A 13,611-nucleotide genomic window follows, 5' to 3' on the forward strand; every position below is an offset into this window, starting at 1 on the left:
CCTCACAAGGGGGCGAAGGCGGAGCTGAAGAAGCGCGACAGCCAGCCCATCTGGTTGCTGTCGGCGAGGGCACCGCGACCCGCATAGGTGATGCGGGCATCGGCGATGCGCTGGGAAGAGATGCGGTTGCCCTGATCGATGTCCTCGACCCGCACCATGCCCCCCAGACGGATGTACTCATCCCCCTGGTTGAGGCGGATCCACTTCTCCCCCCGGATCCCCAGCACGCCGTTGGGCATCACCTCGGCCACGGTGACCGTGATGGCCCCCGCCAGGGTGTTCTGCTGGCTGGAGGTGGCGCCACCATCGAAGTCCCGATCCGCCGAGACGGAGGCGCCCCAGTCGGGCCGCGACACGCCACCGATGGAGGGGGCCGGCACATTGATGCTGCTGGCCTTGTTCATGCTGGTGTTGGCTTTCTTGCTGGACTGGGTCCGCTCCTCCAGCATCACGGTCAGGATGTCACCGATGCGATAGGCCCGGCGATCCTGGAACAGGGTCATCATGTAATCGTTACGGTAGAGGCTGCCATCTTCCCCTTTGCCCGTCTTCGTCATCTCGGAGCGGGAGGGTGCCCACTTCTCGTCACCGGGCTCGGGAGCCTGCAACTCATAGGTGGAGCAGCCCCCCAGCAGCAGGCTGACCACGACACAACGCCACATCGCCCTCATCATCACAACGCCTGGGTCACGAACTTGAGCATCTGATCCGCGGAGGAGACCACCTTGGCGTTCATCTCGTAGGCGCGCTGGGTGGTGATCATGTCCACCATCTCCTCCACCACGTTGACGTTGGAGCTCTCCAGGGTGAACTGCTTGATGGCTCCCATGGCCTCTTCCCCCGGCACCCCTTCGATGGCTTCGCCAGAGGCACCGGTCGCCCGATAGAGGTTGCCCCCCAGGGCTTCCAGACCGGCCGGGTTGGAGAAGTTGGTCAGGGTGATGCGCCCCAGCTCGACGTTCTCCTGCTGGCCCGGCAGGGTGGCACTCACTGTGCCGTCGGTGCCGATGGCTATCTTGGTGGCGTTGTCCGGGATCTGGATCTGCGGCAGCATGGGCAAGCCGTCGGCGTTGACCAGCAAGCCTTCCGCGTTGCGGTGCCACTGACCATTGCGGGTATAGGCCGTCTCGCCATCCGGGCGCTCGACCCCGAAGAAGCCGGCACCGACCACCGCCATGTCCAGCTCCTGATTGGTGTTCTGGAACTGACCCGGGGTGAATACCTTCTGGGTGCCGACCACCCGCACACCGTTACCCATCTGGATGCCGATGGGGGACAGGTTCTGCTGATCCTGCTGGGCCCCTGGCTGGCGTTGCACCTGATAGAAGAGATCTTCGAACGCTACCCGATCGCGCTTGAAACCGACCGTGTTGACGTTGGCCAGGTTGTTGGAAATGCTGGCCATCTTGGCATCTTGTGCCGACAGACCCGTTTTACTCACCCAAAGCGCTGCATGCATCTTCGTCTCTCCACCGATTCATTCGGGGGCGCTCAGGCGCCCCATCAACTCTTGTTCACGGTCGGCCGGGGCCACCGCCTTCAATGCCGTCAGCCCTGGCCCGAGATCAGCCGGGCGCCCTGCCTGGCCTGATCGTCTGCCGTCTTCATCAACTTGACCTGCAACTCGAAGTTGCGGGTCAGGGACATGCTGCTGATAAGCTCATCCACCGCGTTCACGTTCGCCCCCTCGAGGAAGCCCGAGGCCAGCACCACCTGTTCGCTGATCTCCGCATCCCCGCCCTGGCGCTGACGGAACAGGCCATCCGGCCCCTTGACCAGCTCGGCCGGGTCCGGATTGACCAGCTTGAGGCGACCCACATCCAGCCGCGCACCGCCACCGGGCGGGGTGATGCTGAGGGAGCCGTCCTTGCCAAAGCTCAGATCCCGATAGGCCGGCAGCACCATCTCGCCGCCGTCCCCGAGCACGGGGCGGCCATTGAGGGTCAAGAGCCCCTCACCGTCCACCTCAAGGTTGCCGGCGCGGGTGTAGGCCTCCTTGCCATCGGCCGTCTGCACAGTGATGAAGCCTTCACCGCGTACCGCCACATCCAGCTTGCGGCCGGTCTGCATCAGGGCGCCCGCCCGAAAGTCGGTCCCCGCCTGCTCCTCCCGGGCCATCACCCGGCTCTGATAGCCGTCGCCAGCCAGGGCATAGGCGGAGGCCCGCTCGAAATCGGCCCGAAAACCGGCGGTGTTGACGTTGGCCAGGTTGTTGGCCCGGATTTGCTGGGCCATCAGGGTATGTTGCGCCCCCGACATGGCGGTATAGATAAGCTTTTCCACGCATCACGCCTTAGAAGGAGTTGAAGAGAACCTGGGTCATCTTGTCAGCCGAGCTGATGGTCTTGGCGTTGGCCTGATAGTTGCGCTGGGAGGTCATCAGGCTCACCAGTTCACCCGTCAGATCGACGTTGGATGCCTCATAGGCCCCCGCCGTCAGACCACCCAGGGTCCCGGTGCCCGGCGCGCCCAGCACCGGCTGGCCCGAGCTGAACGACTGCTGCCAGGTAGTGTTGTTGGTCTGGAGCAGGCCGTTGGGGTTGGTGAAGTTCGCCATCACCACCTGGCCCTGGAGCAGGCTTTGACCGTTGGTGAAGGTGGCGTAGACACCGCCGTCCGCATCCACCCGCACCCCGGTCAGCTCCCCGGAGGTATAGCCGTTGGACTGGTTGCGGGTGGCGTTGAAGTCGGAGGCATACTGGCTGACCTTGGCCAGATCGGCTTTGAGGCTGATGGGCTCGGCGCCGGCGGGGGCCAGGTTCAGCACAGGGGCCGTGGTCGGTGTCTTCAGGGTGCCGTTGGTGTTGAACTCCATGGCCACCGGGGTGCCGGTCTGGGTGCCGTTGAAGGCGTAATTGACCTGCCAGCTGTTGTCACCCGTCTTCACGAAATACTGGGTGACAGTGTGCTCGACCCCGAGGGAGTCATAGACCTTGCTGGACTGGGAGTAGCTGAAGCTGTCGGACTTGGCGGGATCGAAGGGATGCACGGCTTGATCGATGACGCTGGCGTCCGCCTTGAGGTTGGCCACGAACTCCAGGCTGTCGGACGGCTTGGCGGGCAGGCTGCCGGTCTTGACCTGGATGTCCCCCACCACGCCAGACTGCAACTCACCGCCCTCGTTGGTGGTGTAGCCCTGCAGACGGGTGCCGCTGGCGGTGGTCAGATAATTGCTGGCATCCCGCTGGAACATGCCGGCCCGGGTGTAGGAGGTCTGGCCGTTGCCATCCTTGAGCACGAAGAAGCCGTTGCCGGAGATCGCCAGATCCAGCCCGCGCCCGGTGCGGGTCACGTCGCCGTTGCGATCGAAGTTCTGGGAGACGTTGTTCATCTCCACGCCACCGGCCTGACCGCCGCCGTAGATGGCGGCAAACTCGGCACGGCTGGACTTGAAGCCGGCGGTGCTGGCGTTGGCCACGTTGTTGCTGATGACACTCAATTCCTGGTTGACGGCGCGCAGGCCGCTCAGTCCGATACTAAAAGACACAGTTTCGCTCCTATCTGATTACGCCGACTTGCCGAACTGGACGGCACTGAACAGGGGAACATCCCCCACGCCTGCCACTTGCAACATGATCTCGCCCGTGCCCGGCAGGTTGACCCGTTCAACCTCGCTGGCCACATAATTCTTGGTGGTGGTGGCAACCCCGGCGAGGGAGGCCTTCACCTCGAAGCTGTATTCACCGGCGGGCAGGGTCGGCAGCGCATAATCCAGCGCCCCCGCCTTGCTCTCGCCCCAACCCTTGGTCGCGACCAGGGTGCCGTGCTTGTCATACACCTTCAGTTCGACCGTATCGGCCGCACCGGCCAGCTCCACCTGACCACGGATGGCCCCCTCTTTCTGCTGCTCCAGGGTCTGGCTCGGCACCATCACTTCCTGGCCGACCAGGCCAGTGCTCTGCAGCACCTGCTGGGTATCCATCATGTTGATGGACTTCTGTTGCAACACCTTGAGCCCTTCCACCCCCTCCACCATGCTGAACTGCGCCAGCTGGGTGACGTACTGGGCCCCGTCCAGCGGGTTGGTCGGATCCTGGTTCTGGATCTGGGCCACCATCATCTGCAGGAATTCGTTGCGCAGCTGTGCGCCCTGACCGGCAGTCGTGTTGTTGCTGGCGATATCTGGCGTCGCCGAGTACTGGCTGGCACTGCGGGCGGTATCCAGACCGCTGACCTGTGGCAGGCTCATTTATGCCCCCTGACCGAGACGCAGCAGCCCTTGCTGCATGCTGTTGACGCGGTTGATCACCTCGACCGAGGTCTCGAATCCCCGGGAGGCGCTCATCATGTCCGCCATCTCCTCCACCGCATTGACGTTGGAGTAGTAAACGAAGCCATCGCCATCGGCCAAGGGGTTGGTCGGTTCGAGGCGCTTCTCCACCTGGCGGTCCGACTGCACTATGCCGGCGATCTGCACCTGGGCGGCGCCGAGCCCCTCGGCATCCTGCACCCGTTGGTAGAGGGTGGAGAAGACCGGCTTGATGGCCCGGAACGCGGCATCTTCGCTGCCGGCGGCGCTGTCGACGTTGGCGAGGTTGGAGGCGACGGTGTCGAGGCGGACGGTTTGCGCCCGCATGGCACTGCCGGCGATGTCATAGATGCGATTGAACGACATGATTAACGGCCCTCGATCGCCTTGGCGATCCCGGTGATTTTCATATTCAAGAAGGTGAGGCTGGTCTGAAAGTCGGTGGCATTGCTGGCAAACTTGCTCTGCTCCACGCTGAGCTCGGCGGTGTTGCCGTCCATGGAGACCTGGTAGGGAATGCGATAGAGGGGATGCTTCATGTCGGTCTCGCCCTGGCTGATGGCGCTGCCCTGCTCGCCCGCCGCGACCTGCTGAGCGACGCGACCGAGGATCGACTTGTAGTCGACATCCCGCGCCAGATAGCCAGGGGTATCCACATTGGCCAAGTTCCCTGCCAGAATACGGGCTCTGTCCGCCCGCACATCGAGGGCATAGGGGTGCACGCCAAGCGCGCTGTCAAATGAGATACTCATGCTTCATCCTTCTTGTGAACCAGTCAGACCAGTGCATCCTTTATCAAGACTCATGCCAATCATGAAAAACCGTTATTTCCGCTGGTCTGGGCATAGACTGCGACTGATGGCGCAGGCAAAAGGGGAAGCGTTGTTTCCCACATGGAAGCGAGGGGGCCTGCTCGCCCTGCTGATCCTGGCGCTGCCCCTGCGGGCCGAACCCGAACCGCTGGCGCAACGGCTGACCGACGGACTCAAGGAAGATGCGACGCTGGCCCTGCGCGACTATCTGCAGCAACAGGGCTGGCCAGACACCCAGGCCGACTATCAGGTCTGGCTCTCCCCCGCCGTGGCCCATCTTCCCCCCTGCCAGCAGGCGGTGCGGTACCAGGCGGGCGGGCAGTATCGCCAGCCCTGGGGGCGGCGGCCCTATCTGGTGGAGTGTACCGAGCCGGCCTGGCAGCTCAGGGCGCGGGTGGAGGTCACCCTGATGCTGCCGGTCTGGGTGACGGCGCAGGAGATCCAGAAAGGGCAGACCATAGGGCCGGGGGATCTGCTCGAGAAGTCCCTCGACGTCAGCCGGTTGCAGCGCGGTTTCGTCCCAAGCAGTGAGTCCCTGGTGGGCAGCAAGAGCACCCGCCACCTCAGGATGGGCCAGCTGATAGGGGAACTTGACTTGCAGCTGGCCTGGGCCGTCCGGGCGGGGGAAGGGGTATTGATCAGGGCGGGCCAGCAGGGCTTTTCCGCCACCACCCGTGGCACTGCACTGACCAATGCCGCCATTGGCGAGGGGGTCAGGGTCAGAAACCTCAGCTCGGGCAAGGAGATCCAGGCCTGGGTGATCGACAAGGGGGAAGTCGAAACCCGTTTTTAGCCAGAAGGAGGAGTTTGATTCAAGTTCGGCCGCTTTCGGGTCGCCTTTCAGAGATAGACCATCAGGAATTGACGTTATGAAAATCACACGCACCGACCCTATCTATGTTCAACCCCAGCAGCAGCGCAAGCCGGAGTCGGCGGCCACGGCGCAGCCACGGGCCGGCCAGGGGGATGCCCTGATCAGCAGCACGGCCCAGAGCATCAATCAGGCAAGGTCCCAGCTGGCATCCACTTCTGACGTGGACATGGAGAAGGTGAACCAGATCCGCCAGGCCATCAGCGAGGGCCGGCTCGAGCTCGACATGGATGCCCTGAGTCAGGCCATCCTGGACATGCACCGCCGATGAGCATGGCCCCCAAGCTGAGGGTCAAGGAGCTGATCATCGGCATCCAGCAGGACTGCGGCCGCTACGCCGACCTGCAGCAGTTGCTGCTCAACCAGCACTCTCTTCTGGCCAACCATGATGTCGAGGGGCTGACCGGGCACAACCGGCAGCAGACCCGGCTGATGGCCGACATCCAGCAACAGGCCCAGCAACGCTGTCAGCACCTGCTGGCGCTCGGGCTCAAACCCGACGAGCAGGGCATGGCGACGCTCATCACCAGGCTGCCCGACCCGCTGCAACAGCGCGTCGGCGAGCAATGGCAGCGCCTCGAGTGGCTGTTGCAGCAGTGCCGGCGACAGAACGAACTCAACGGACGCCTGCTGGCCGGCCAGATCGAAACGATCAACACCCTGCTGGGCCAGGAGTCATCCTATGGCAGGCAGGAACACTTCCCCGACTGAATCGTCAGCGCCCCTGCAGGGTGCGATGACGCAGGCTGGCAAGCTCGTCCAGTTGCCGTTGCTCCCCTGACTCCTGCCGCTGGCGCGCCGCCAGAGCCCGCTTGTCCAGCAACAGTTCCAGCCCCTTGACCCGGCCAAATTGCTTGAGCAGTTGTCCCTCGTGGCGCGCCAGGTCGAGGCTGGCCAGCGCGGACTGCTGCACCTGGTGATCCAGCAGGTGGCGCAGTTGCCCCTGCATCTGCTGCTTGTTCTGCCACAGCAGGGGATGGAAGCTGGCCGAGCCCGGTTGCAGGGTATCGATCACCTCTTTCAATTTCACGGCACGCAACTCTTCACGCATGGCCAGATCGCGCAGCCGCTGTCGCTCCTTGCCCATGGTATCCAGGGCATCCTGTTGCAACCCGAGGTAGGATTTCAGCATGGGGCGTCCTTAGGCTCTGCCAAGCACTTGCTTGAGGCCGCTCACCACCTGGGTGATGGGGGTCTCTTCATGGATGCCCTGCTGCAGGAAGCTGGCGATGGCGGGATAGCGCTGCACGGCTTCGTCCATCTGGGGATCGGCGCCGGGCTGATAGCCACCGAGGGGCAGCAGCTCGCGCACCTGCTGATAGCGACCCCACAGCTGGCGCAGGTTCACCGCCAGCCCTTGCCACTCCTGGGGCACCACCTGCGGCATCACCCGGCTCACCGAGGCGCCGATGTCGATGGCGGGATAGTGTCCCTCCTCCGCCAGCCGCCGCGTCAGCACTATGTGTCCATCGAGAATGGCCCTGGCGGCATCCACCACGGGATCCTGCTGATCATCCCCCTCCGCCAGCACTGTATAGAAGGCACTCAGGCTGCCGTCGGTACGGGTGCCATTGCCCGCCCGCTCCACCAGCTGGGTCAGCATGCTGAACACCGAGGGCGGATAGCCACGGGTGGCGGGCGGCTCTCCGATCGCCAGGGCGATTTCCCGCTGGGCCTGGGCATAGCGGGTCAGGGAGTCCATCAGCAGCAGCACATCCTGGCCCTGCTCACGGAAATACTCGGCGATGCGGTGGCACAGCTGGGCGGCCCGCAGGCGCATCAGCGGGGATTGATCCGCGGGCGCCGCGATCACCACGGCGCGGGCCAGCCCCTCTGTTCCCAGGCTGTGCTCGATGAACTCCCGCACCTCCCGGCCCCGTTCGCCGATGAGCCCCACCACCACTATCTGGGCGCTGGTATTGCGCGTCATCATGCCGAGCAGCATGCTCTTGCCCACCCCTGAGCCGGCAAACAGCCCCAGTCGCTGGCCCTTGCCGACCGTCAGCAGGCCGTTGATGGCGCGAATGCCCACATCCAGGGGTTCGCGCACCGGGGTGCGCAGCAGGGGGTTGGGGGGAGGAGAGAACAGGGGAACCCGCTCTCCCTCATCTGACAGCGGACGACCGTCCAGGGGATGCAGCAGGCCGTCCAGTACCCGGCCGAGCAGGTGTTCGCCGACCACTATGGTCTCCTCCCCGTCGATGGGCAGCACCCGGGCACCGGCATAGAGGCCGCTCATGGGTTGCAGGGGCATCAGATAGGATATGTCGCGGTTGAAGCCGACCACCTCGGCCAGCAGGGAGTCACCCGTTGCCGTTTCCACCCGGCAGCGCTGCCCCATCACCAGCTGACAGCCCACCACTTCCAGGGTCAGCCCGGTGACGCGCACCAGGCGGCCATAACGACGAAAGCCCGGGATCTCGTCCAGGCTGTCCAGCGCCGAGGTCAGCGCCTGCTGCAACGCCTCATGCATCCCGAGGCAGTTCCAGGGTCTGGTTGAGCTGCTCGATGCAACGACTGAGTCGCTCCCCCGTGTTGATCTCGATCACCGCGGCCCGGGTCTCGATCCGGGCGTCACCGACCCCCAGGGCCCCATCCACCTGCAGCGGCCACTTCTCGCAGCGGGTCACCCCCTGCTCGGCCAGGCGCTGTCTGTCCCCCTCATTGAGGTAGATCACCAGATCTTCCGACTCGCTCGGCAGGGTCGCCATGGCCTGTTCGACCTGCTGGAGCACCTGCTGCGGGTTGAGGGTGAATTCGGCCTGGATCACCCGCTTGGCCACCTGGGCGACCAGTTGGGCGATCAACGCCTTCTGCTCCAGCATCCGGGCCCGGGTCAGAGACTCCCACTGCTGTTGCAGCTTGGCAAAGGGGACCATGGCCTGATCGAACGAGGCCCTGCCCTCGGCCAGCCCCTGGGCCAGGCCACGCACCTGTCCCTGTTGCAGGCCCTTGGCCTCCCCTTCAATCAGACCGCTGGTCAGCCCCTGCTGGTAACCGGCCTGATACCCTTCGGTCTGTCCCTGCTCCAGCCCCTGCTGATAACCGTATTCGAACTCTTCCTGCTGGCTCCTGGCCTCTTCCCCGCTCTGTCCCAGTGCCGGGAAACGGTAGAGACGGGTGGCACCGGCCGCCAGTTTGCGAACATGCTGACTCATGCCTGTCTCCTGTTAGCTGACGGTGGCTTCTTCGAACAGCTGGAACTCGATCTCGCCCTGCTCCACCAGTTCCCGCACCAGTTGCATCACCTCTTCCCTGGCCTGCTCCACCTTGCGCAGGGAGACGCTGCCCTGATCCTGGATCTGGGCTTCCAGTGCCTGCGCCATCCGCTTGGGCATGGCCCCCAGCACCACCTTGCGAAAACCGGCGTCGGTATTCTTCAGGGCCAGCGCCAGCAGATCCGCCGGCAGCTCCTGCACCAGACGCTGCAGGGTGTCGTCGCTCTGGCGACGCAGGGCCATGAAGTCGAACATGTTCTTCTCGATCTCGAGGGCCATGTCGCCGTCGTGTTCCCGCAGCAGGGAGAGCATCTGCTCCTTGTCACCCTGATAGCGATTGAGGATGTCGGCCACCTGGCGCACCCCGTTCACCTTGGCGCCGGACTGATCGGCCACGTAGGCGAGACAGCGATCCAGGGTCAGCCTCAGCTCGGCCAGCACATGCTCGCTGACCGAGCTGAGGCTGGCGACCCGGACCAGCAGATCGTCGTGGAGCGACCCCGGCAGGGCATCGAGCACGGCCGAGGCGGTCTGGGGCGGCAGGAAGGCGAGCAGCACCGCCTGCATCTGGGGGTGTTCGTTGCGAAAGAAGCGGGCGAGGACATCCGCGGGCACCCATTGCAGGCGCTGGATATCCTGGCTCATCGCATCGCCGTAGAGGCTGTCGAGCAGGCTGCGGGAGAGGCGCTGACCCAGCGCCAGATCCAGGGTCTGCTCCAGGTATTCTCGGGACGCGCTGCCGATGCCGCTCTGCTCGCGATACTGGTTGAAGAACTGCTGCAGGGTCCACTTTGCCTCTATCGAGCTCACGCCGGAGAGGCCAGCCATCTTGGAGATGAGCCGTTGCACCTCGTCCCGCGACAGCTTCTGCATCACCTTGGCGGCCGCCTCTGTGCCCATGCTCAGCAGCAGGATGGCGGCCTTCTCTAGGTTGTCGATGTCGATGTCGACCGCGCTCTGGTTCAGATTACCGTTGTTCATTGCCACTCACCCATTGTCTGACCACTTCCGCCACCCGGGCAGTGTCTTTATCCACCAGCAGTTGCAGGTGCTTGAGCTGCACCTCCAGCTCGGAGCCAGGCTCCGGCAGCGCCTCCAGATCCAGCGAGGAGAACTGGGGTTCCAGCTTGTATTCCGCCTGCTGCAGGCTCTTGCCAACCGCAGTACCGTCACTCTCGTCATCCCCGTCACGGCGCATGGAGAGGCCTATGGTCGGCTCTTGCGCCTCATCCTGCTCCTGTTCCGACTCGGCATCAGGATATTGCTGGGTACGCACCAGGTGCTTCACCAGGGGGCGAATGCCGAAGAACACCAGAGTCAGCCCCAGCAGGCCACCCACCAGGTAGCGCAGAGAGTCTTGCCAGAAAGGGGTCTCCAGCCAGCTCGACTCCGGTGGCGTCACAGGCACGGCGCCGGTGAAGTCGAACACCTGCAGGCTGATCTGATCGCCACGCACATTGTCAAAGCCGACCGAGCGCTCCACCATCTGGCGGATCTGCTCCAGCTGCTCGGCGCTCCAGCCCCCCTTGGGGCCGCTCTGCTGATTGAGCAGGATGGAGACGTTCATCCGCTCCAGCCGTCCCTGCTGATAGCGGGTGTGCACTATGGTGCGGCTGTTCTCGTACTGCTTGCTGACCTCCTGCCGTTCGGTGCGGGTGTCATTCTTGGCAGGCTCCGGCGCCGCCGCATTCCCCTCGGCAGCCTGATCGGTCTGGGGCGCCGTCTCGGGAGGACGGTTGGAGAGAGCCCCCGGAATGCCGAGCGCCAGGGCATCTATGGTCTTGTCGGACTTGTTGGATTCCTTGGTCACCACCCCATTGGGATCCAGCTGTTGCTGGGTCTCTTCCACCGCGTTGAAGTTGACGTCAGCGGCGATCTGGACCCGGAAGTTGCCGGTGCCCAGCATGGGGTAGAGCATGTCGCTGGCACGCTGGCGGATGTACTGCTCCAGCTTGCGCACGTATTCCATCTGCTGGACGCTCTGCTTGCCGAAGCCCGCCTTGTCGCCAAGCTCGGCACTCAACAATTGGCCCGCCTGATCCACTATGGTCACGGCACCGGGCTTCATGCCCGAGATGCTGCCCGCCACCAGATTGGCGATGGCCTCGACCTGACCCGGCTCCATGGACTGGCCGGGTTGCAGATCCAGCATCACGGAGGCGCTGGGCTTCTCTTCGTCACGGCCGACAAACAGGGTCCGCTTGGGGATGGCCAGATGCACCCGGGCACTGCGCACCGCATCCAGCGAGATGATGGTTCTGGCCAGCTCCCCTTCCAGGGCATGGCGATAACGCGCCCCTTCCATGAACTCGCTGGTGCCAAGACCTGTCACTGTGTCCAACCCCTCGAGGCCGGCCGGCATGGCCGCCCTGACCCCGCGCGCCGCCAGCGCCATGCGCACGTGGGCGAGCTGGCTCTCCGGCACCAGTATCTGGCCCGAGCTTTTCTCCAGCCGGAAGGGCACCTGCTCCTTCTCCAGCATCTCCATGATGTTGGCGGTGTCGTAGAGCTCCTGCTTGCCGTAGAGGGGCACATAGTTCTTGCTGGAGGTCCAGAGGATCACCACTATGGTGCCCGCCACTATGGCGGCGAGCAGCGCTATGGTCAGGATGGATTTGTTGTCCCGGGACAGGGTGCGCCAGTTGCGCATCCCTTCCTGTACCCGGGCGATCAGGGAGCCCGACGCCCCCGGCGAGGATGATACCAATTCAGTCATGACCTACCCTCAGAGCGGCATGCGCATGATGTCATCGAAGCCGGTCATCAGTTTGTTGCGCACCTGCATCAGGGCGGAAAAACTGAGACCTGCCTTCTGGCTGGCCACCATGGCCCCCACCAGATCGTCGCTCTGACCCGCGTCGACGGCGGTCATCAGGCTGGACGCGATATTCTGCTGTTCGTTGACCCGGCCGACGACGTCACGCATGGCGTCGCTGAACGAGACAGCCGAGGCGTCGTTAGGCTCGATGGAGGGGGTGTGACTGGCAACGCGCTGCATTTCCTGCATCTGCTGCAGTAGCGTCACCTGTGATGACATGATCTCAATCTTCACTCGGTTATCCCTTAGTTTTGAATCTGCTGCTCGACATCGATGCCCTGCTCGCGCATGGCAGCCAGCTTGTATCTAAGTGCCCGGGTCGTCATCCCAAGGGCTTCGGCCGTACGAGTCCGGTGACCACGAAAACGGCGCAACGTCTCCAGGACGAATTGAAATTCGGCATGCCGTTTGGTCTCGCTGAGCCCCTCCGGGGCCGCAAGCGTCTGCGGTAACAGGTTGTCGGCTTCGACGGCATAATGGGGCAGCATCAAATCGACCGCCTGAATATGCAATCCGCGAGCCATAATAAGCGCCCGCTGGATCACGTTGTCCAGTTCACGCACATTGCCCGGCCAGTCATAGGAGAGCAGCTGTTTGCAGGCGCTCTCGCTGAGGCGATACCCCTGCTGGGCGGCGTAGCGCTCGATGAAATACTCCGCCAGCGGCAGTATGTCGTCCGGCCGCTCCCGCAGGGCGGGCCAGCTCATGGGCAGCACATCGAGGCGGTAGAAGAGGTCCTCGCGAAACGCCCCCTGCAACACCAGCTCCCTCAGGTCTCTGTTGCTGGCGGCGATGATCCGCACATCCAGCGCAATCACCTGATGGCTGCCCAGCCGCTCGACCTCTTTCTCCTGCAGCACCCGCAGCAGCTTGGCCTGCAATGCCAGCGGCAGTTCGGAGATCTCGTCGAGCAACAGGGTGCCCCCCTGAGCCAGCTCGAACTTGCCCTGCTGGCTGGCGGTCGCGCCGGTAAAGGCTCCCTTGCTGTGTCCGAACAGGATGGATTCGAGCATGGCTTCGGGGATGGCGGCACAGTTGATGGCCACGAAGGGCTTGCCCGCCCGACTGGACATCTCGTGGATGTAGCGTGCCAGCCGCTCCTTGCCCGTCCCCGACTCGCCGCCGATGAGAATGGTGGCCGAGGTCTTGGCCGCCCGCCTGGCGAGCTGCAATACCTGCAGGCTCAGAGGCGAGGTGGCGATCAGGTTGGGAATGGCCTGACGCAGACGCAGGGACCCCTTCACCACATCGAGGATCTGGCGCTGACTGAAAGGCTTGATGATGTAATCGATGGCGCCGGCCCGCATGGCTTCCGCCGCCAGATAGGCCTGGTGCTCATTGACCAGGATGACGCAGTCGGTATCCGCCAGCTCCTGCACCATGGCGGGTCCGGCCTCGGTCATGACCGCCATGTCGAGCAGCACGAGATCGGCTGAATGGTTCGAGAGAAATTGCTTGGCCAGCGGGACAGAATTCAGGCAAGAGACTCGATAACCTGCATTCAACAATATTCCCTCAATACCATCCCCATTTGAGGATGAAGAGGAGACTAATAATAAATGAGCATGCGTTTCAATACCGACAGGTATTGAACTTTCTTTGATAGATAAATCAGAAAACATATTAACCCGAACCTGTGATTG

General features: G+C 63.6%; 17 protein-coding genes. 3 read left to right on the top strand and 14 right to left on the bottom strand.

Going from position 1 to position 13,611, the window contains the following annotated elements:
- Positions 1–2 precede the first annotated feature (2 nt).
- The 7 genes from flgH to lfgB form a co-directional block, all read right to left on the bottom strand.
- A complete protein-coding gene (gene flgH / locus ACB030_RS12165) occupies positions 3–674 on the bottom strand; it encodes a flagellar basal body L-ring protein FlgH (protein WP_371160080.1) in 672 nt (223 codons plus the stop codon).
- Positions 674–1,459, bottom strand: coding sequence for a lateral flagellar basal-body rod protein LfgG (gene lfgG, locus ACB030_RS12170; protein ID WP_139745583.1), 786 nt, complete (start codon positions 1,457–1,459; stop codon positions 674–676). Before lfgG ends, flgH begins: the two co-directional genes overlap by 1 nt.
- A gap of 89 nt (positions 1,460–1,548) precedes the next feature.
- Positions 1,549–2,283, bottom strand: a complete 735-nt coding sequence (gene lfgF, locus ACB030_RS12175; RefSeq protein WP_371160083.1) for a lateral flagellar basal-body rod protein LfgF — start codon at positions 2,281–2,283, stop codon at positions 1,549–1,551.
- A 10-nt stretch (positions 2,284–2,293) separates the two neighbouring features.
- On the bottom strand, positions 2,294–3,487 hold the full coding sequence (flgEL, locus tag ACB030_RS12180) for a lateral flagellar hook protein FlgEL (RefSeq protein WP_371160085.1): 1,194 nt from the start codon (positions 3,485–3,487) through the stop codon (positions 2,294–2,296).
- An 18-nt stretch (positions 3,488–3,505) separates the two neighbouring features.
- Entirely contained in the window at positions 3,506–4,189 is a 684-nt protein-coding gene (locus ACB030_RS12185; RefSeq protein WP_371160087.1) for a flagellar hook assembly protein FlgD, read from the bottom strand.
- The gene (gene flgCL, locus ACB030_RS12190) at positions 4,190–4,615 is read right to left on the bottom strand and encodes a lateral flagellar basal body rod protein FlgCL (protein WP_371160089.1); all 426 of its coding nucleotides are present in this window, start codon (positions 4,613–4,615) and stop codon (positions 4,190–4,192) included. It abuts the gene before it with no gap.
- Positions 4,616–4,617: 2 nt separating this feature from the next.
- The gene (lfgB, locus tag ACB030_RS12195) at positions 4,618–5,001 is read right to left on the bottom strand and encodes a lateral flagellar basal body rod protein LfgB (protein ID WP_371160091.1); all 384 of its coding nucleotides are present in this window, start codon (positions 4,999–5,001) and stop codon (positions 4,618–4,620) included.
- A gap of 130 nt (positions 5,002–5,131) precedes the next feature.
- Between lfgB and lfgA the strand changes: the two genes are divergently transcribed.
- From lfgA to lfgN, 3 genes are all read left to right on the top strand, one after another.
- A complete protein-coding gene (lfgA, locus tag ACB030_RS12200) occupies positions 5,132–5,854 on the top strand; it encodes a lateral flagellar basal body P-ring formation protein LfgA (protein ID WP_371160093.1) in 723 nt (240 codons plus the stop codon).
- 76 nt (positions 5,855–5,930) lie between these two features.
- On the top strand, positions 5,931–6,203 hold the full coding sequence (gene flgM / locus ACB030_RS12205) for a flagellar biosynthesis anti-sigma factor FlgM (protein WP_025328492.1): 273 nt from the start codon (positions 5,931–5,933) through the stop codon (positions 6,201–6,203).
- Complete coding sequence (gene lfgN / locus ACB030_RS12210) at positions 6,200–6,643, top strand: lateral flagellar protein LfgN (protein ID WP_371160095.1); 444 nt, start codon at positions 6,200–6,202, stop codon at positions 6,641–6,643. Before flgM ends, lfgN begins: the two co-directional genes overlap by 4 nt.
- Positions 6,644–6,647: 4 nt before the next feature.
- Here the strand turns inward: lfgN and lfiJ are convergent, their stop codons facing one another.
- Genes lfiJ through lafK form a run of 7 tightly spaced genes read right to left on the bottom strand, consistent with a single transcriptional unit; the run spans position 6,648 to position 13,590 of the window.
- Entirely contained in the window at positions 6,648–7,064 is a 417-nt protein-coding gene (gene lfiJ / locus ACB030_RS12215) for a lateral flagellar protein LfiJ (RefSeq protein ID WP_289980695.1), read from the bottom strand.
- A gap of 9 nt (positions 7,065–7,073) precedes the next feature.
- On the bottom strand, positions 7,074–8,405 hold the full coding sequence (lfiI, locus tag ACB030_RS12220; protein WP_371160098.1) for a lateral flagellar FliI-like assembly ATPase LfiI: 1,332 nt from the start codon (positions 8,403–8,405) through the stop codon (positions 7,074–7,076).
- Complete coding sequence (gene lfiH / locus ACB030_RS12225) at positions 8,398–9,090, bottom strand: lateral flagellar assembly protein FliH (RefSeq protein WP_371160100.1); 693 nt, start codon at positions 9,088–9,090, stop codon at positions 8,398–8,400. The genes lfiI and lfiH overlap by 8 nt, the downstream gene beginning before the upstream one ends.
- Positions 9,091–9,102: 12 nt before the next feature.
- Positions 9,103–10,131 carry a lateral flagellar motor switch protein FliGL gene (gene fliGL / locus ACB030_RS12230; RefSeq protein WP_025328497.1) on the bottom strand — a complete coding sequence of 343 codons (1,029 nt, stop codon included), beginning with the start codon at positions 10,129–10,131 and terminating at the stop codon, positions 9,103–9,105.
- Positions 10,118–11,857, bottom strand: coding sequence for a lateral flagellar M-ring protein FliFL (gene fliFL, locus ACB030_RS12235; RefSeq protein WP_371160162.1), 1,740 nt, complete (start codon positions 11,855–11,857; stop codon positions 10,118–10,120). Before fliFL ends, fliGL begins: the two co-directional genes overlap by 14 nt.
- Positions 11,858–11,875: 18 nt before the next feature.
- A complete protein-coding gene (gene lfiE, locus ACB030_RS12240) occupies positions 11,876–12,202 on the bottom strand; it encodes a lateral flagellar hook-basal body complex protein LfiE (protein WP_371160103.1) in 327 nt (108 codons plus the stop codon).
- Between the two features lie 11 nt (positions 12,203–12,213).
- Positions 12,214–13,590, bottom strand: a complete 1,377-nt coding sequence (gene lafK, locus ACB030_RS12245) for a lateral flagellar response regulator transcription factor LafK (protein ID WP_371160105.1) — start codon at positions 13,588–13,590, stop codon at positions 12,214–12,216.
- Positions 13,591–13,611: the final 21 nt, after the last annotated feature.

This window comes from Aeromonas sp. S16(2024) (genome assembly GCF_041403065.1).
In the GTDB taxonomy this organism is placed as follows: Bacteria; Pseudomonadota; Gammaproteobacteria; order Enterobacterales; family Aeromonadaceae; genus Aeromonas.

What these genes read in the sequence shown, in the direction of transcription:
- lfiH (WP_371160100.1), bottom strand. Translation starts at nt 9,090, where the DNA reads ATGAGTCAGCATGTTCGCAAACTGGCGGCCGGTGCCACCCGTCTCTAC.
- flgM (WP_025328492.1), top strand. Translation starts at nt 5,931, where the DNA reads ATGAAAATCACACGCACCGACCCTATCTATGTTCAACCCCAGCAGCAG.
- lfgB (WP_371160091.1), bottom strand. Translation starts at nt 5,001, where the DNA reads ATGAGTATCTCATTTGACAGCGCGCTTGGCGTGCACCCCTATGCCCTC.
- lfgN (WP_371160095.1), top strand. Translation starts at nt 6,200, where the DNA reads ATGAGCATGGCCCCCAAGCTGAGGGTCAAGGAGCTGATCATCGGCATC.
- lafK (WP_371160105.1), bottom strand. Translation starts at nt 13,590, where the DNA reads ATGTTTTCTGATTTATCTATCAAAGAAAGTTCAATACCTGTCGGTATT.
- fliGL (WP_025328497.1), bottom strand. Translation starts at nt 10,131, where the DNA reads ATGAACAACGGTAATCTGAACCAGAGCGCGGTCGACATCGACATCGAC.
- ACB030_RS12185 (WP_371160087.1), bottom strand. Translation starts at nt 4,189, where the DNA reads ATGAGCCTGCCACAGGTCAGCGGTCTGGATACCGCCCGCAGTGCCAGC.
- lfiI (WP_371160098.1), bottom strand. Translation starts at nt 8,405, where the DNA reads ATGCATGAGGCGTTGCAGCAGGCGCTGACCTCGGCGCTGGACAGCCTG.
- lfiJ (WP_289980695.1), bottom strand. Translation starts at nt 7,064, where the DNA reads ATGCTGAAATCCTACCTCGGGTTGCAACAGGATGCCCTGGATACCATG.
- flgCL (WP_371160089.1), bottom strand. Translation starts at nt 4,615, where the DNA reads ATGTCGTTCAATCGCATCTATGACATCGCCGGCAGTGCCATGCGGGCG.
- lfgG (WP_139745583.1), bottom strand. Translation starts at nt 1,459, where the DNA reads ATGCATGCAGCGCTTTGGGTGAGTAAAACGGGTCTGTCGGCACAAGAT.
- flgH (WP_371160080.1), bottom strand. Translation starts at nt 674, where the DNA reads ATGATGAGGGCGATGTGGCGTTGTGTCGTGGTCAGCCTGCTGCTGGGG.